The sequence below is a fragment of the Candidatus Pantoea rara genome (assembly GCF_051136265.1).
Lineage (GTDB): Bacteria > Pseudomonadota > Gammaproteobacteria > Enterobacterales > Enterobacteriaceae > Pantoea > Pantoea rara.
On the sequence record NZ_CP194942.1, the window covers coordinates 1889704 to 1907843 of the forward strand.

Below are 18140 nucleotides of genomic sequence, written 5' to 3' on the forward strand. Positions count from 1 at the left end.
GGCGATTCCGATTTCAGGGATTTTGCACCAGGATGTGCGAAGAGTTCAGATTGAAAAAGCACGCTTTATCATGAGGTTGCATAACGCCACATCATCTGATCTGAGATTGACCCCTCCGCCTTGAAATGTTAAACAGGCGCAGCAATATTGAACCCACTGGGTTTTTGGGCATCCAATCCTCTCCCGTTAAGCAGGATGTTTTCATTAGGTAAAGGTAAATATGGGTAAAGCACTCGTTATTGTTGAGTCCCCGGCAAAGGCTAAAACAATCAATAAATATCTGGGCAATGACTACGTGGTTAAATCCAGCGTCGGTCATATCCGGGATCTGCCGACCAGTGGTTCAACCGCGAAGAAGAGTGCTGACGCCTCGACTGAAAAGAAAGCCAAAGACGCTGCGACTGACAAGAAAGTCAAAAAAGTTAAAAAAGATGAGAAAGCCGCACTCGTCAGCCGCATGGGTGTTGACCCTTATCACGGCTGGGAAGCGGATTACCAGATTCTGCCCGGCAAAGAGAAAGTCGTTGCGGAACTGAAGGCGTTAGCCGCCAATGCTGACCACATTTATCTCGCAACCGACCTTGACCGCGAAGGGGAAGCCATTGCCTGGCACCTGCGGGAAGTGATCGGGGGTGACGACTCGCGCTTCAGCCGTGTGGTCTTTAACGAAATTACCAAAAATGCGATTCGTCAGGCGTTTGAGAAGCCGGGTGAGCTGAATATTGATCGGGTGAATGCTCAGCAGGCGCGTCGTTTCATGGACCGTGTTGTTGGTTATATGGTCTCGCCACTGCTGTGGAAGAAGATCGCCCGTGGTCTCTCAGCCGGCCGCGTGCAATCCGTTGCCGTTCGCCTGGTGGTGGAGCGTGAACGTGAGATCAAAGCCTTTGTTCCCGAAGAGTACTGGGAAGTTAATGCCGCGCTGACCACGCCAAAAGGCGATGAGCTGTCGATGGACGTGACGCACAAAGGCGATAAAGCTTTCCGTCCGGTCAACCGCGACGAGACCTATGCCGCTGTCGCGCTGCTGGAAAAAGCGCGCTATGAAATCGTCGAACGCGAAGATAAGCCGACCAGTAGCAAGCCGGGCGCGCCTTATATTACGTCGACGCTGCAGCAGGCTGCCAGTACCCGCCTCGGTTTTGGCGTCAAAAAGACCATGATGATGGCCCAGCGCCTGTACGAAGCGGGTCACATTACTTATATGCGTACCGACTCAACCAATCTGAGTCAGGATGCGGTCGCGATGGCGCGTGGCTATATCGAAAGCAATTTCGGTAAAAAGTACCTCCCTGAAACGGCCATTACTTACGCCAGCAAAGAGAATTCCCAGGAAGCGCATGAAGCAATTCGTCCTTCTGATGTGGAAGTGGTGGCAGAACAGTTGAAAGATATGGAAGCGGATGCGCAGAAACTCTATCAGCTGATCTGGCGTCAGTTTGTTGCCTGTCAGATGACGCCGGCCAAATATGACTCCAGCACCATCACGGCGGCGGCGGGTGAATTTAAACTCAAAGCGAAAGGTCGTATTCTGCGTTTCGACGGCTGGACTAAAGTGATGCCCGCGCTGCGTAAAAATGATGAAGATCGTACGCTGCCTGCGGTGACAGTGGGTGATGTTCTCGACCTGCAACAATTGCTGCCCGGCCAGCACTTTACTAAACCGCCGGCGCGCTTCAGCGAAGCGTCACTGGTGCGTGAGCTGGAAAAGCGTGGCATTGGCCGTCCATCAACGTACGCAGCCATCACCTCGACCATTCAGGATCGTGGCTATGTGCGGGTGGAAAACCGCCGTTTCTATGCGGAAAAAATGGGTGAGATTGTCACCGATCGTCTGGAAGAGAACTTCCGCGAACTGATGAACTACGATTTCACCGCCCGCATGGAGAGCAATCTTGACCAGGTTGCCAATAACGAAGCGGAATGGAAAGCGGTACTCGACCACTTCTTCACCGACTTTACTCAGCAGCTTGAACTGGCTGAGAAAGATCCTGAAGAGGGCGGCATGCAGCCGAACCAGATGGTGCTGACCTCAATTGAGTGTCCTACCTGTAGCCGTCAGATGGGGATTCGTACCGCCAGTACCGGTGTCTTCCTGGGCTGCTCCGGCTATGCGCTGCCGCCTAAAGAGCGCTGCAAACAGACCATCAACCTGATTCCGGAAAATGAAGTCCTTAATATTCTGGAAGGGGATGATGCTGAGACCAATGCCCTGCGTGCCCGTCGTCGCTGCCAGAAGTGTGGCACGGCGATGGACAGCTACCTGATCGACAATGAACGTAAACTGCATGTCTGTGGTAATAACCCGGAATGTGACGGTTACGAAATCGAAAAGGGCGAATTCCGCATCAAAGGCTACGACGGCCCGATAGTGGAGTGCGAGAAGTGTGGTTCTGAGATGCACCTGAAAATGGGACGCTTTGGAAAGTACATGGCGTGTACCAACGAAGAGTGCAAAAACACCCGTAAGATTCTGCGTAGTGGTGAAGTTGCCCCACCGAAAGAAGATCCGGTTCCACTGCCAGAGCTGGCGTGTGAGAAGTCAGATGCTTACTTCGTGTTGCGTGACGGTGCAGCGGGCGTTTTCCTCGCCGCCAACACCTTCCCGAAATCACGTGAAACGCGTGCACCGCTGGTTGAAGAGCTTCAGCGTTTCCGGGATCGTCTGCCTGAGAAGCTGAAATACCTGGCCGACGCGCCAGCAGCCGATCCGGAAGGCAATAAGGCGATGGTGCGCTTCAGCCGCAAAACCAAACAGCAGTATGTCTCCTCTGAAAAAGAGGGCAAGGCAACGGGCTGGTCCGCCTTCTATATAGATGGCAAATGGCAGGTTGCGAAGAAGTAATCCACACCGGCCAGCGTTTGCTGGCCTTTTTTCTGCGCCGCTACGATTTCCGCCATACTCAGGCCAGCGCTCGCTGGCCTTTTTCTGAGCCTTATATCAATCCGTTCTACTCTCTTACTTAAACTGATATAGTTGTTATAGCATTTCCGACCTTTCCTGATGCATAGCCTTTCTTTACCCTCGCGACTATACGTCAACCGGGGATGCGACTCTGTAACTTACCGGATGGAATAGATATGAAATTACAGCAGTTGCGCTATATCGTCGAAGTGGTGAACCATAATCTCAATGTCTCTTCGACAGCGGAAGGTCTCTACACCTCTCAACCCGGCATCAGTAAACAGGTGCGTATGCTGGAAGATGAGCTGGGCGTGCAAATCTTTGCCCGCAGCGGCAAGCATCTCACCCAGGTGACGCCCGCAGGGGAAGAGATTATCCGCATAGCGCGTGAAGTGCTCTCCAAAGTGGATGCGATCAAATCGGTGGCTGGTGAGCACACCTGGCCGGATAAAGGCTCGCTCTATGTCGCTACCACGCATACGCAGGCACGTTATGCACTGCCAGGCGTGATCAAAGGCTTTATCGAGCGCTATCCGCGTGTCTCCCTGCACATGCACCAGGGTTCTCCGACCCAGATTGCTGAAGCGGTCTCCAAGGGCAATGCAGATTTTGCCATTGCCACCGAAGCGCTGCATCTCTATGACGATTTAATCATGCTGCCGTGCTATCACTGGAACCGGGCGATTGTCGTCACGGCTGACCATCCGCTGGCGGGAAAAGGGCAGGTGACTATCGAGGAGCTGGCTGACTATCCGCTGGTGACCTACACCTTTGGCTTTACCGGGCGTTCAGAGCTGGATACGGCCTTCAATCGGGCGGGATTAACGCCACGCATTGTTTTCACCGCTACCGACGCTGACGTTATTAAAACGTATGTCCGGTTAGGTCTGGGCGTGGGTGTTATCGCCAGTATGGCGGTGGACCCGGTCGCCGATCCTGACCTGATTCGCATAGAAGCCGCCGATATCTTTACCAACAGCACCACCAAGATTGGCTTTCGCCGCAGCACCTTTCTTCGCAGTTATATGTATGATTTTATCCAACGTTTTGCGCCGCACCTGACACGTGACGTGGTGGATACTGCGGTAGCACTGCGCTCAAACGAAGACATTGAGGCAATGTTTAAAGATATCAAACTGCCGTTTAAATAGAGTTTACGCACTCTGCTTACACTAAAGGCTGCCGTGTGCAGCCTTTTTTGTCTCCAGGGTTTAGCGCCAAATGAGACTCAAAAGTTTTAATGATTTTTTTGTAAATAAAACATTGATCACATGTTTTCCGATTGGGCTTTCTTAAATGCGAATTACAACACATTTTTAACTATGTCACTTTGCGGCTTGCCAGGATTATTCCCATACTCCAGTTAAGAGCTGATGTGGGAAGCCAGTAAACATATAGGTTCTTAAGTAGGGACTAAAGTTTTAAATGGATCTGTTTTTAAATTAACTCAAATTTATGCGCTGTCTGTTTAAATAAATATTTGTTCGGGAGTTAATGATTTCTGACGTTACAGAAGCCTATTGATTAATACTGTTAATCGTTTTACTCAATAAAAATAACTGGATTTTTGGCCTTAACGCGTTTAGGATTCCTCCTAAATCTTAATCGATGTTATCAATCATTTTGTTGAGAGTGATTATCAAAAACTATGAATACACGACTGACTGTACAACCGGGTTTCCCGGTAAAAAGCACCAAGGTTGAGCGTACCGGCAACACCCGTCGCAACGCCTGGTTAACCTTATTCGCTGCCTCTGCGCTGTTCTGGGTAGTCGTAGCGTTAATGATCTGGCGTATCTGGGGCTAAAGCCATGTGGGCAAACACACTCAGCCATAAACGTTCCCTGACCTCGCGTCAGCACAAGCCGGTTGCCTGCAAAGGAAAAGAACCGCTTGCAAAGGACGAGAAAGTGTCTATCCCGGAGTCATGGGATTTGAGTGATAACCAGAGACTTTTTATTGAGTCTTTTCTTGACCCTAAAAGTAAATAACGTTTTCAGACCAACTGTAAGTACACGTTCTTTTATTACCGGCGTTTCCGGCGGGCTTTTTTTATAATGCCCTTTTCCACATCCTGTACGACCAAAGGGTGTCGCCCCATTAGATAGGGTGACCGCAAAAAACTTTTACGCCCGATTCCGGCGAAGGAGTGAACCAAATGAATATGATAAAAATGTCCTGGCTCAGCGCGTATGCTTTCTCCTTTGCGTTCTGGTCTGCGGCGGTGTGGATTACGCTGTAATTTGATTTAAAATCACCTTTTTATGATGCCTCGTGACTTCACGGGGCATTTTCGTTTATGCGCGATTGTAGCAATTTGTGTTGTAATCAAAACGTTAACGAATTTGTGGTCTATCTTTAACATAAACCTTTGTCTCTCTAAGGTTTAAGACCATGAACGAAGAAAAGGAGGAGCTATGTCGTCTACCCTACGCGAGCAGAGTCAGGAAATACTGCAGGTCGACACCAAAAAATATCACATCTTCAGTCTTCCCCGCGCTGCTCAACATCTTGGCAATATCGATAGCCTGCCAAAATCCCTCAAAGTTTTGCTGGAAAATTTACTGCGCTGGCAGGATGGGGATTCCGTTACGGCAGAGGACATCCAGGCGCTGGTTGACTGGCAGAAAGATGCCCATGCTGAGCGAGAAATTGCCTATCGTCCAGCCCGCGTACTCATGCAGGACTTTACCGGCGTCCCTGCCGTAGTTGACCTGGCAGCAATGCGCGAAGCGGTGAATCGCCTGGGCGGCGACGTGGCCAAAGTGAATCCGTTATCGCCGGTTGATCTGGTTATTGACCACTCAGTCACGGTCGATCATTTTGGCGACGATGATGCCTTTGAAGAAAACGTCCGGCTGGAAATGGAACGCAACCATGAGCGCTACGTTTTCCTCCGCTGGGGCCAGAAAGCGTTTGATAAATTCCGCGTTGTGCCGCCGGGCACCGGGATCTGTCATCAGGTCAACCTGGAATATCTGGGTAAGGCAATCTGGCATGAAACGCTCAACGGTGAAGAGTATGCCTGGCCGGATACCCTGGTGGGTACTGACTCCCACACCACTATGATCAATGCGCTTGGCGTGCTGGGATGGGGCGTTGGGGGGATCGAGGCCGAGGCTGCCATGCTGGGTCAGCCCGTCTCAATGTTGATCCCGGATGTGGTGGGTTTCAAACTCACTGGCAAGCTACGCCCGGGCATTACTGCAACTGACCTCGTTTTAACCGTCACCCAGATGCTGCGTAAGCATGGCGTCGTGGGTAAATTCGTGGAGTTTTACGGTGATGGCCTGGCCGATCTGCCGCTGGCAGACCGCGCGACTATCGCTAACATGGCTCCGGAATATGGTGCGACCTGCGGTTTCTTCCCGGTCGATGACGTCACACTGAGCTACATGACATTGACCGGCCGGGATGCTGAACAGGTCGCCTTAGTGGAAGCCTATGCCAAAGCGCAGGGCCTGTGGCGCAATCCCGGTGATGAGCCGCGCTTTACCAGCACGCTGGCACTGGATATGAATGAGGTGGAATCAAGCCTGGCGGGACCAAAACGTCCGCAGGATCGGGTTTCACTGGGCGATGTGCCCGCTGCGTTTGATGCCAGCAACGAGCTGGAAGTGAATCAGGCGCAGAAACCGCATAAAAACGTCGAATATACCGATAGCGATACCGGACTGACGCATACGCTGACCGATGGTGCGGTAGTGATCAGTGCGATTACCTCCTGTACCAACACCTCTAATCCCAGCGTGCTGATGGCGGCTGGTTTACTGGCGAAAAAAGCGGTCGAGCGTGGTCTGAAACGTCAGCCCTGGGTTAAAGCCTCTCTGGCTCCGGGTTCTAAAGTCGTTTCAGACTACCTGGCCGTCGCGCAACTCACCTCGTATCTTGATGAACTGGGCTTTAACCTGGTCGGTTATGGCTGCACCACCTGTATCGGTAACTCCGGCCCGCTGAAAGATGAGATTGAGTCTGCGATTAAAGCGGGCGATCTGACGGTAGGGGCTGTACTGTCCGGCAACCGTAATTTTGAAGGCCGTATTCATCCGCTGATTAAAACCAACTGGCTGGCGTCACCACCGCTGGTGGTGGCCTATGCGCTGGCCGGTAACATGAAGATCAACCTGCAGACGGAGCCGCTGGGCCACGATCGCCAGGGCCAGCCGGTGTATCTGAAAGATATCTGGCCGTCACCGGAAGAGATCGCCACAGCCGTGCAGCAGGTCACCAGCGACATGTTCCATAAAGAGTACGCCGAAGTCTTCGATGGCACGCCAGAATGGCAGGAGATTAAGGTCAGTGAAGCGGCAACTTATGACTGGGATGAAGGCTCGACCTACATCCGTCTGTCGCCGTTCTTTGATGATATGGAGAAAGAGCCTAAGCCGGTACAGGATATTCGCGGTGCCCGGGTGCTCGCACTGCTGGGCGACTCCGTCACCACGGACCATATTTCGCCAGCGGGCAGTATTAAGGCGGAAAGTCCGGCCGGGCGTTATCTGCTGTCACACGGCGTTGAGCGCAACGACTTTAACTCTTACGGTTCGCGTCGCGGCAACCATGAAGTGATGATACGCGGCACATTTGCCAACATCCGTATTCGCAATGAGATGGTACCGGGTGTAGAGGGCGGCTATACCCGCCATTACCCGAGTGGCGAACAACTGGCCATCTATGACGCCGCGATGAAGTATCAGGAAGAGGGTGTGCCGCTGGCGGTTATCGCAGGGAAAGAGTATGGCTCCGGTTCAAGCCGCGACTGGGCGGCAAAAGGACCTCGTCTGCAGGGCGTCAGAGTCGTCATTGCGGAGTCTTTTGAGCGTATTCACCGCTCTAACCTGATTGGGATGGGCATTCTGCCACTGGAGTTCCCGCAGGGCGTGACGCGCAAAACCCTGGGATTGACGGGTGAAGAGCACATTGATGTGGAAAATCTTCAGTCACTGACGCCAGGCTGCAGCGTGAAGGTCACGCTGACTCGTGCTGACGGCAGCAAGGAAGAGCTGGATACCCGTTGTCGCATTGATACCGGTAATGAGCTTACCTATTACCGCAATGACGGCATACTGCACTACGTTATCCGCAATATGCTGGACTGACAAAAAAAGCCGGGGAGACCCGGCTTTTTCATTTATGACTTCGGCAGCAGGTGTCCCATTTTTGCCGCTTTCGTATCCAGATAGTGCGCATTCTTCGGGTTACGTCCCACAATCAGGGGGACACGTTCAACAATATTGATCCCGGCTTCACTCAGGATCTCCACTTTACGTGGGTTATTGGTCAGCAGACGCACTTCATTAACGCCCAGCAGTTTGAACATATCGGCGCACAGCGTGAAGTCGCGCTCATCGGCGGCAAAACCCAATTGATGGTTCGCTTCTACGGTGTCATAACCTTTGTCCTGCAACGCATAGGCGCGGATCTTATTTAGCAGGCCAATATTACGGCCTTCCTGACGGTGATAAAGCAGCGCGCCGCGACCCTCTTCTGCGATGGCATTGAGGGCAGCTTCCAGCTGAAAGCCACAGTCGCAACGCAGGCTGAAGAGTGCATCGCCGGTCAGGCATTCGGAGTGAACGCGCGCCAGTACCGGCTCGTTATCATTAATATCACCAAAGACCAGCGCAACATGGTCATGTCCGGTTGCCAGTTCTTCAAAACCAACCATCAGGAAATCTCCCCATGGCGTGGGCAGTTTGGCTTCTGCCACCCGTTTAAGCTGCATGTGACTCTCCAGAACCTTCAGAGGATGCACTATCATCATGATAGTGCACAGGCCAGTGTGGCCCGACAAACGTGCAATATTGTGCCACAACCCGCAGGCGGGCTGGTAATCTCTGATACCAATTGCAGTGATAAAGCACAATTATCCAATCGGCAACGGTTATGTTATTCTTTTTTAAGCTAAAGTTATGCAATTGTTGTCTTTTGACACCGGGATAAGGGAAGAAGATGTTTAAGATTTCGCGTCGTACCACCTTCGGAATGCTGCTGCTGCTGATCATGCCAGTTGCCGTCTGGCTTACCGGCTGGCGCTGGCAGCCTGGCGAAAGCAATGCGCTGCTGAAAAGTCTCTTCTGGATGACCGAAACCGTTACCAATCCGTGGGGCATTGTTACCAGCGTTGTGTTGAGTGCCTGGATGCTCTGGTGCCTGCGCTTTCGCCTGAAACCCGCCATTTTGCTGCTGCTGATCATGAATGCGACGATTCTGGCAGGGCAGTACACCAAATCATTTATCAAAGAGCAGATTCAGGAGCCACGCCCCTATGTGATCTGGCTCGAACAGCATCACGGCCTGGATGAGAAGACCTTCTATGAACTCAGGCGCAAACAGCGTGGCGAGATGGTGACGTCATTGATCGCCGATGAGACGCAGATCCCAGGCTGGCTGAAACGGCACTGGGCGTTTGAAACCGGTTTTGCCTTTCCCTCTGGCCATACCATGTTTGCCGCCAGCTGGGCACTGCTGGCATTGGGTCTGCTCTGGCCGCGTGGTCACTATAAAACCGTTGTGGTGATCTTCCTGTGGGCTACCGGCGTAATGGCGAGCCGTCTGCTGCTGGGCATGCACTGGCCACGCGATCTGGCAATGGCAACGGTCCTCTCCTGGATACTGGTCACCGTTGCCACCTGGCTGGCGCAGCGTTTCTGTGGCCCCCTGACGCTGCCGCCGGAAGAGCAAAAAGAAGTGGCGCAGCGGGAGCCCTGATTGTAATTCACCCTTAAGACCCCATATTATTAGGCAGGCCCGCGCAAAAGTGACGAGTCAGATGCTGCTGGGAGCAGCATTTTTGCTGGAGTTTTGGCATAATTCTACCCGACAACCTCACAACAGGATGCACTGTGAAATATTTGCTGATTTTTTTAGTGGTACTGGTCATTTTCATTATTTCCGTCACCCTGGGTGCACATAACGATCAGGTCATTACTTTTAACTATCTGCTGGCGCAGGGTGAGTTCAGCATCTCGACCTTACTGGCATCACTGTTTGGCGCAGGTTTCGTGCTTGGCTGGATTATCTGCGGTCTGTTCTGGTTACGGACCCGCGTCTCCCTGGCGAATGCCAACCGGAAAATTAAGCGTATGCAGACCCAAATCGAGCAGAGTACTGCACTGGCGACCACGCCATCTTCGCCGGCTGGCCGGGAATAATACCCGATGCATGAATTGCTGTTTCTGTTACTGCCGGTGGCGGCTGCGTATGGCTGGTATATGGGCCGTCGCAGCGCGCATCAGGACAAGCAACAGGAAGCCAACCGACTCTCTCGTGAATATGTCGCTGGCGTAAACTTTCTGCTCTCAAACCAGCAGGATAAAGCGGTCGACCTGTTCCTCGATATGCTGAAAGAGGACAGCGGCACGGTTGAAGCGCACCTGACGCTGGGAAACCTGTTCCGCTCGCGCGGTGAAGTCGACCGCGCCATCCGTATCCACCAGGCGTTAATGGAAAGCGCGTCTCTGAGTTATGAGCAGCGTCTGCTCGCCGTACAGCAACTGGGTCGCGACTACATGGCGGCGGGCTTATATGACCGCGCTGAAGATATGTTTAAGCAGCTCACCGATGAAACTGACTTTCGGGTGGGCGCGCTGCAGCAGCTGCTGCTGATCCATCAGGCAACCAGCGACTGGCAGCAGGCGATTGAAGTTGCAGAACGGCTGGTTAAGCTCGGCAAAGAGAAGCAGAAAGGTGAAATCGCCCACTTCTACTGTGAACTGGCATTACAGGCGATGAGCAGCGACGATCTGGATCGTGCGATGAACCTGCTGAAGAAAGGGGAGGCCGCCGACCGCAACAGCGCACGCATCTCTATCATGATGGGCCGTATTCTGATGGAGAAAGAAGACTTCGCCAAAGCAGTTGGTCATCTGCAACGTGTGCTGGATCAGGATAAAGAGCTGGTCAGTGAAACGCTGGGCATGCTGGAGACCTGTTTCGAGCGGCTCAAACAGCCAGAAGCCTGGGCTGATTTCCTGCAGCGCTGTGTGGAAGAAAATACCGGTGCGGCAGCAGAACTCTATCTGTCCGATATCCTGGAGCAGCAGCAGGGGCCTGAAGCAGCCCAGAACTACATCAGCCGTCAGTTGCAGCGTCATCCGACAATGCGTGTGTTTCATCGTCTGATGGATTTAAACCTGCATGAAGCAGAAGAGGGGCGCGCTAAAGATAGCCTGATGGTCCTGCGTGACATGGTTGGTGAACAAATCCGCACCAAGCCGCGTTATCGCTGCCAGAAGTGTGGCTTTACCGCCCATGCACTTTACTGGCACTGCCCATCCTGCCGTACCTGGTCATCCGTTAAACCTATTCGTGGTCTCGACGGCCAGTAAACAGGCCGTTCAGACCTTTGGATGGCACCTTATTATAGTTACAACATACTTAAAGTCGGATTATCTTCCCCATTTCAGCGCCAGTGCGGAAATTGCCGGACAGAGGGGCAATGGCGATTGTGATGGTCAGACACCGAAGGTAGAATGCTTGCCGTTTGTCTATTGCGCCTGCGGGCGCCTGTTGCAGAGGAAATGCCATGCCTTCACCCCACAACGTGACCGCTTCGCCGATTCTGGTAGCGCTGGATTATCATGACCTCGACAGCGCCTTGCGTTTCGTCGACCAGATCGATCCCCGAAGTTGCCGCCTGAAAGTAGGCAAAGAGATGTTTACGCTGTTCGGCCCTTCGCTGGTTAAAACCCTGCAGCAGCGCGGCTTTGAAGTCTTCCTCGATCTGAAATTCCACGACATTCCCAACACCACCGCACATGCCGTGGCTGCCGCTGCCGATCTGGGTGTCTGGATGGTCAACGTCCATGCCAGCGGCGGGGCGCGGATGATGCACGCGGCACGTGAGGCGTTGCTGCCCTTTGGTAAAGATGCGCCGCTGCTGATTGCGGTGACCGTACTCACAAGCATGGATGCAGACGATCTTAAAGGGCTGGGCATCACGCTGTCTCCTGCCGAACAGGCAGAACGGCTGGCAAAGCTGACGCAGTCATGCGGGCTGGATGGTGTAGTCTGTTCAGCGCATGAGGCCGTTCGCTTCAAACAGGTTCTGGGCCAGGATTTTGCGCTGGTCACGCCGGGGATTCGTCCGGCTGGCAGTGATGCAGGCGATCAGCGTCGCATTATGACGCCACAGCAGGCGAAGCAGGCGGGCGTGGACTACATGGTTATAGGGCGTCCGATCACCCAATCAGCCGAACCCGCCGCCACGCTGCAGGCGATCCTGCACAGTCTGGAGACACCATAATGGCAGATAATAATCGACTGGTTTACTCCACCGACAGTGGGCGCATTACCCAGCCTGAGACCAAAGCGGAACGACCGAAAGGGGATGGCATTGTGCGCATCCAGCGTCAGACCAGCGGGCGCAAGGGCAAAGGGGTCTGCCTGATCACTGGCATTGATCTGGATGACGCGGCACTGACAGTGCTGGCAGCTGAACTGAAAAAGAAGTGCGGCTGTGGCGGTTCGGTAAAAGAGGGTGTGATTGAGATTCAGGGCGATAAGCGCGATTTGCTGAAAAGTCTGCTGGAAGCCAAAGGCATGAAGGTCAAACTGGCCGGCGGCTGAATAAAAATCGGGCTACCAGAGTAGCCCGATTGTCGTGTAGATGCTTAGCGTAGCCGACTATTCTTTTAATAAGGTCTTTAGTGGACCTGATGACCGATAATACCACCGACAGCTGCGCCACCGACTGTGCCGAGTGCGCTACCATTGGTCAATACTGAACCCCCAATCGCACCCGCTCCCGCACCAATGGCGGTATTGCGGTCACGCTTAGACCAGTTAGAACAGCCGCTCAGTGCAACAGCTAACGTGGTCGCCAGTACAACGGCAGTGATTCTTTTCATTGTTGTTGTCATACACTTCTCCTTTGATGTGCTCACAGAGGCAACACTCTTAGTATAGCTCCGATATTTCCTCAGCCCGCTTGTGTCGCATCATTGCCGCATCCGTGACGGCATAGAAATGTGATCACCATGGACAAACCGTTTGTAGCGGGTGAGTCACAATGCCGGTCTGACAGAACAGGTCCACGCATTGCCTGAGGAGATTCTAAGCATTTCGCGCGCATTCCGAAGATAGAAAATTCTGAAATCACGACACATTTTTGCATTCACAGCCATTCCTTCTGCGTTTATAGCCATTTGCTCCATAACCCTTTGGCGTCTGACTCCGCAAAATTCAGGGACGATTGTCAGCAGGAGAAAAGGCATGCTGGAACACCTTAAACAACAGGTTCTGGAAGCGAATCTGGATCTACCTAAATACAACCTGGTGACGTTCACCTGGGGCAATGTCAGCGCGATTGATCGCGAACAGGGTTTGCTGGTAATTAAACCTTCCGGCGTGCGCTATGAGGTGATGAAGCGCGACGATATGGTTGTCGTCGAACTGGCGAGTGGCAACGTGGTAGAAGGCGATAAACGCCCGTCATCGGACACGGCGACGCACCGCGCACTCTATCTCGCCTGGCCGGAAGTCGGTGGTATTGTCCATACCCATTCGCGTCACGCCACCATTTGGGCGCAGGCTGGACGACCGATTCCGGCCTGGGGAACCACCCACGCCGACGATTTTTATGGCGAGATCCCCTGCACCCGTGCAATGCGCAACGACGAGATTCAGCATGAGTACGAGTGGAACACTGGCGAAGTGATTATCGAGACTTTTGCGCAGCGTGGATTGTCTCCCTCGGCAATTCCGGGTGTGCTGGTCAACTCACATGGTCCGTTTGCCTGGGGGATAGATGCCCACGCCGCCGTGCACAGCGCGGTGGTGCTGGAGGAGGTGGCCTATATGGGCCTGTTCAGTCAGCAACTGACCCCTGATCTGCCGCCAATTAACCAGACCCTGCTTGACCTGCATTACCTGCGAAAGCATGGCGAAAATGCCTGGTACGGGCAAAAATAACAGGCGGGACGCGAGGGCGTCCCGTTTTTTTTAGTCTCTTTTGAGACTGGTATGGCGATCCTCATCATAGTTATCAAAACATCCCGCCAGCAAAATTAAAACAGCGTTTCATTTTATCGGGGCGATCACTGTTTTGATTACCTCAAGTCACTATTTTGCTTGCATCGCCTTCGGGCACTTTCTGCTCCACCACTTGCAAAGCAAAGGTGACTACCCTATGCACATTAAACGGGCAATAGACAAAATTCCGGGCGGCATGATGCTCATTCCGCTGTTTATCGGCGCGCTCTGTCATACCTTGTCTCCTGATGCCGGGAAATATTTCGGTTCATTCACCAATGGTCTGATGACCGGCACAGTGCCGATTCTGGCCGTCTGGTTCTTCTGTATGGGTGCGTCAATTAAGCTCAGCGCCACCGGAACGGTATTGCGTAAATCGGGCACGCTGGTGCTTACTAAAATTGCTGTCGCCTGGGTGGTTGCTGCCATCGCCTCACGCGTAATGCCGGAGAATGGCGTGGAAGTGGGGATGTTCGCCGGATTATCGACGCTGGCGCTGGTGGCCGCGATGGATATGACGAATGGCGGCCTCTATGCTTCCATCATGCAGCAGTACGGTTCCAAAGAGGAAGCGGGTGCATTTGTACTGATGTCACTGGAGTCCGGGCCATTAATGACCATGGTTATCCTTGGCACGGCCGGTATCGCCTCGTTTGAGCCACACGTGTTTGTCGGCGCGGTCCTGCCGTTTGTCGTGGGATTTGCATTAGGGAATCTTGATCCCGAGTTGCGCGATTTCTTCGGTAAAGCTGTACATACGCTGATCCCTTTCTTCGCCTTTGCCCTGGGAAACACGATTAACCTTGGCGTCATTGCTGAAACCGGACTGCTGGGCATCATGCTCGGCGTGGCCGTGATCATCATCACTGGTATCCCGCTTATTCTGGCCGATCGGCTGATTGGCGGCGGGGATGGCACGGCTGGCATCGCGGCATCGAGTACGGCAGGCGCAGCGGTGGCGACCCCCGTGCTGATTGCCGAGATGCTGCCACAGTTTAAACCCGTGGCTCCTGCAGCGACGGCGTTGGTTGCCACGTCCGTGATTGTGACCTCTGTCCTGGTCCCCATCATCACCGCCATCTATTCAAAACGTCTTAAGCGTCGTCATCTCGCCGTCGGACAGCGTGCCGCTATTAAGTAACCTGCCTAATCAATCCCCGGCGCGCCAGTCGGGGATCACTCTGGATTTTGTGTTGTAAATCAATCTCTCATTTGGTCTGGCCTCACTCTGCATTACGCTGATGTGGCGTATTTAACGCATCAAAATATAAACAGAGGATGAGACAATGACAGTTATTAACCAAGCAACGTGCAGATTATTTACCGAAGTTGGCAACACCACACAGTTAGTCGCCTATTACGAAGAAGGGCGTCGTACCATGTGGATGATGTTGCGTGCACAACCCCGTCCGAGCTTCAACCATGAACTGATTGAGGAGATTATGAACCTGAGCTACGCCGCTCAGCGTTCCGGTCTGCCAATCGATTTTTGGGTCACCGGGTCACTGGTACCGCAGATGTTCAACGCGGGTGGCGATCTGCGCTTCTTCGTCGAGTGCATTCGCAATAACCGCCGTGAGGCGTTACGTGCCTATGCCCGTGCCTGTGTTGACTGCATCCATTCTGCAGCACGCGGTTTTGATACCGGCGCGGTAACGCTGGCGATGATTGAGGGCAGTGCGTTAGGCGGTGGATTCGAAGCGGCGCTGGCGCACCACTTCATTCTGGCGCAGAACAACGCGCGGATGGGCTTCCCGGAAATTGCTTTCAACCTTTTTCCCGGCATGGGCGGCTACTCGCTGGTGGCGCGTCGTTCCGGCATGAAACTGGCCGAGGAGCTGATCTGTGAAGGGGAATCCCATAGCGCGGAGTGGTATGAGACGCGCGGGCTGGTGGATAAAGTTTTCCAGCCGGGCGATAGCTATCGCGCTACACGCACTTTTATCGATACGTTACGGCCAAAACTCAATGGCGTGCGGGCGATGCTGAAAGCGCGTCAGCGCGTGCTGCAATTGTCACGCGCTGAGCTGATGGATATCACAGAAGACTGGGTCGATTATGCGTTTACCATCGAACCCAAAGACATTGCTTACATGGAACGCCTGGTCCAGTTACAAAACCGCCACAGCGCATCACTGCGTAAAGCGGGATAATCTGAACCAGCGTTAAACGCGGGCAGGATGCTTAGCCAGCCAATGCCCAAATTGTTCTGCGGGCATTGGTTTTGCATAATAGTAACCCTGACGCCCATCGACACCACTTTTGAGGACAAAGGCCTCTTCATCCGACGTCTCAATACCTTCCGCGATCACCTGCAAATCGAGCGCCTTGGCGACGGCGACGATAGCTCGTACCAGCGATTGTGAAACCGGCTGCTTGTTAATATCACGGATAAAGCTCTGGTCCAGCTTAATGGCATTGATCGGCACACGTGCAAGCTGTGAAAGCGACGAGTAACCGGTGCCAAAGTCATCCAGATGAACCTGAGCGCCCAGCTCCTGAAACTGCTTCATCAGCCGTAGTGCTTCGGCTTCATTCTCAATCAGGCAGCTTTCGGTGAGCTCAATATCAATCGGGCAGTCAGTGACATTTGACTCGTGCAACGCCTGTTTCAGGTCGGTGTAGATACTTTGATCGATCAGTTGACGTGCCGACACGTTGACGGCGACGCGCAGGAAAATGCCCTGCTGGCGCCAGAGGATAATCTGCTTCAGCACGTTAAGCATCACCCAGCGCCCCAGCGGGACAATCAGTCCCGACTCTTCGGCATAGGGTATGAAATCTGCGGGCGAGACCAGGCCGCGCTCAGGTGAGTTCCAGCGCACCAGAGCTTCGGCGCTGCGGACCTGACCATCGCTGTCGATCTTCGGCTGGTAATGAACCAGCAGATGATCCAGCTCCAGCGCCTTGCGCAGGTTGGTGTCCAGCCACAGGTATTCAAAAACCCGCTGATTCATCTCGGCCGCAAAGACACAGAACTTGCCGCGACCGTTCTCTTTGGCGTGATACATCGCGGTATCCGCGTTGCGAATCAGGCTCTCGCGATCTTCGCCATGCAGCGGCGCGAACGCAATCCCGATTGAGCAGCCGCTGTAAACTTCAATCAATCCGATACGGAAAGGCTGACGCAGGCGCTCAAGAATGCGGGAGGACATCGCCTCAAGTGCCGCCTGGCTGGTGTGCTCAGCCAGCACTACAAACTCATCGCCACCCAGACGACCCAGAGTCTGATCTTTGCCCAGACAGCTAAGAATCGCCAGTGAGACGGCCTGAAGTAACTGGTCGCCAAACATATGACCGTAGGCGTCATTCACTTTTTTAAAATTATCGAGATCGAGATAGACCACGCCGGTTTCATCGCTCTCCGCGCGCTCCAGTGCCAGGCTTATCTGTTGATGAATGGCGTTACGATTAGGCAATCCGGTCACCGTATCGGTGTTTGCCAGCACCCGAAGCCGTTCCTGGGCCCGTCGCTCCTCGGTTATGTCTGTGCCAGAACAGATGAGGAAAATTTCATTTTTGCCACTGCCGCTGTGAACAAACTTATTACGAAACAAGAACAGTCGCTGGCCCTTTTTGGTTTTAACCCAGCGTTCGACTTCGTAAGAGTTACCGTCACGGAAGAAGCCCGCAATGTTGCGTCGTGACTGTGAGGCTTCCTGTTTGGTCATAAACAACTGAAAGACATTCCGGCCAATAACCTCATGCTCATTCAGACCGGTATATTCTTCACTCAGGCGGTTAAATCGCTGAATATTGCCGCGCTGATCGAGGATCACAATGACGGAATTGGCTTCAGAAACGACCTGTTCGGCGAATGAAAGTCCCAGGGTTAAGTCGCGGGCGACCGCAGACGTATCACCCCAGGCCGAGGCTGTTCCGGCCCAGGAGGCCTGGTTCACTTTGCGCCCGACAAAATGCATTGGCACATCAATGCCCTGCAAAGTTATGCTCAGATTGATACTTGAGGTGATAACCGGCATTGCGCGGATTATTGCAGCCTGGCCGGGTGTTAACGGGAGGGCGATATTGGTTTTTGACGACTCATCTTCGGCAAAATGCAACGCATCGCTGTCCGCGGTCAGACGCCAATGAGGGCTGGTTGTACCAAATAGCGTGTACAACAACGTTTGCCCTTGTTCATCGGTCATGGAAACTTCCTCCGGGAAGTGCTCTGCAGGCGTTATCTCATTATTTTAGCAACAGTATTCATCATCTCATGCAAGCACAAGATGCAAACCGAATATATTTTCCCATCCAG

Annotated in this window: 15 protein-coding genes; 12 read left to right on the forward strand and 3 right to left on the reverse strand. The window is 53.3% G+C overall.

From position 1 onward, the window contains the following. Positions 1 to 220 precede the first annotated feature (220 nt). The 4 genes from topA to acnA all read left to right on the forward strand — a co-directional run bounded on the left by topA (position 221) and on the right by acnA (position 8004). Positions 221 to 2845: a type I DNA topoisomerase gene (topA, locus tag ACR8BF_RS08910; RefSeq protein WP_434745877.1), complete on the forward strand. Its 2625-nt coding sequence runs from the start codon at positions 221 to 223 to the stop codon at positions 2843 to 2845. Between the two features lie 236 nt (positions 2846 to 3081). Beyond that, positions 3082 to 4056 (forward strand): HTH-type transcriptional regulator CysB, encoded by a 975-nt coding sequence (gene cysB / locus ACR8BF_RS08915; RefSeq protein WP_179895634.1) that lies wholly within the window; start codon positions 3082 to 3084, stop codon positions 4054 to 4056. Between the two features lie 497 nt (positions 4057 to 4553). After that, a complete protein-coding gene (locus tag ACR8BF_RS08920) occupies positions 4554 to 4712 on the forward strand; it encodes a YmiA family putative membrane protein (protein WP_434745878.1) in 159 nt (52 codons plus the stop codon). 610 nt (positions 4713 to 5322) lie between these two features. Continuing rightward, on the forward strand, positions 5323 to 8004 hold the full coding sequence (gene acnA / locus ACR8BF_RS08925) for an aconitate hydratase AcnA (protein WP_434745879.1): 2682 nt from the start codon (positions 5323 to 5325) through the stop codon (positions 8002 to 8004). 32 nt (positions 8005 to 8036) lie between these two features. Here the strand turns inward: acnA and ribA are convergent, their stop codons facing one another. Beyond that, positions 8037 to 8630 (reverse strand): GTP cyclohydrolase II, encoded by a 594-nt coding sequence (gene ribA / locus ACR8BF_RS08930; protein WP_179895636.1) that lies wholly within the window; start codon positions 8628 to 8630, stop codon positions 8037 to 8039. Positions 8631 to 8857: 227 nt separating this feature from the next. On the opposite strand from ribA, the gene pgpB reads away from it, so the two are divergent. The 5 genes from pgpB (at position 8858) to yciH (ending at position 12475) form a co-directional block, all read left to right on the forward strand. Further along, the gene (gene pgpB, locus ACR8BF_RS08935) at positions 8858 to 9616 is read left to right on the forward strand and encodes a phosphatidylglycerophosphatase B (RefSeq protein WP_434745880.1); all 759 of its coding nucleotides are present in this window, start codon (positions 8858 to 8860) and stop codon (positions 9614 to 9616) included. Between the two features lie 134 nt (positions 9617 to 9750). Further along, a complete protein-coding gene (locus ACR8BF_RS08940) occupies positions 9751 to 10059 on the forward strand; it encodes a LapA family protein (protein WP_010244487.1) in 309 nt (102 codons plus the stop codon). Positions 10060 to 10065: 6 nt separating this feature from the next. Beyond that, complete coding sequence (lapB, locus tag ACR8BF_RS08945) at positions 10066 to 11235, forward strand: lipopolysaccharide assembly protein LapB (RefSeq protein WP_179895638.1); 1170 nt, start codon at positions 10066 to 10068, stop codon at positions 11233 to 11235. A 197-nt stretch (positions 11236 to 11432) separates the two neighbouring features. Continuing rightward, complete coding sequence (gene pyrF / locus ACR8BF_RS08950; RefSeq protein WP_179895639.1) at positions 11433 to 12152, forward strand: orotidine-5'-phosphate decarboxylase; 720 nt, start codon at positions 11433 to 11435, stop codon at positions 12150 to 12152. After that, complete coding sequence (yciH, locus tag ACR8BF_RS08955; RefSeq protein ID WP_179895640.1) at positions 12152 to 12475, forward strand: stress response translation initiation inhibitor YciH; 324 nt, start codon at positions 12152 to 12154, stop codon at positions 12473 to 12475. The genes pyrF and yciH overlap by 1 nt, the downstream gene beginning before the upstream one ends. Positions 12476 to 12552: 77 nt before the next feature. On the opposite strand, the gene osmB is transcribed toward yciH, so the two are convergent. After that, positions 12553 to 12768 (reverse strand): osmotically-inducible lipoprotein OsmB, encoded by a 216-nt coding sequence (gene osmB, locus ACR8BF_RS08960; protein ID WP_003853848.1) that lies wholly within the window; start codon positions 12766 to 12768, stop codon positions 12553 to 12555. A gap of 352 nt (positions 12769 to 13120) precedes the next feature. Between osmB and araD the strand changes: the two genes are divergently transcribed. From araD to ACR8BF_RS08975, 3 genes are all read left to right on the forward strand, one after another. After that, positions 13121 to 13819, forward strand: a complete 699-nt coding sequence (araD, locus tag ACR8BF_RS08965) for an L-ribulose-5-phosphate 4-epimerase (RefSeq protein ID WP_179895641.1) — start codon at positions 13121 to 13123, stop codon at positions 13817 to 13819. Between the two features lie 217 nt (positions 13820 to 14036). Beyond that, positions 14037 to 15020: a 2-keto-3-deoxygluconate transporter gene (gene kdgT / locus ACR8BF_RS08970; RefSeq protein WP_434745881.1), complete on the forward strand. Its 984-nt coding sequence runs from the start codon at positions 14037 to 14039 to the stop codon at positions 15018 to 15020. A gap of 145 nt (positions 15021 to 15165) precedes the next feature. Further along, entirely contained in the window at positions 15166 to 16032 is an 867-nt protein-coding gene (locus ACR8BF_RS08975; RefSeq protein WP_003853843.1) for a crotonase/enoyl-CoA hydratase family protein, read from the forward strand. 12 nt (positions 16033 to 16044) lie between these two features. Here ACR8BF_RS08975 and pdeR read toward each other — a convergent pair whose 3' ends face one another. Further along, positions 16045 to 18030, reverse strand: a complete 1986-nt coding sequence (gene pdeR, locus ACR8BF_RS08980; RefSeq protein ID WP_179895643.1) for a cyclic di-GMP phosphodiesterase — start codon at positions 18028 to 18030, stop codon at positions 16045 to 16047. Between the last annotated feature and the right edge of the window lie 110 nt (positions 18031 to 18140).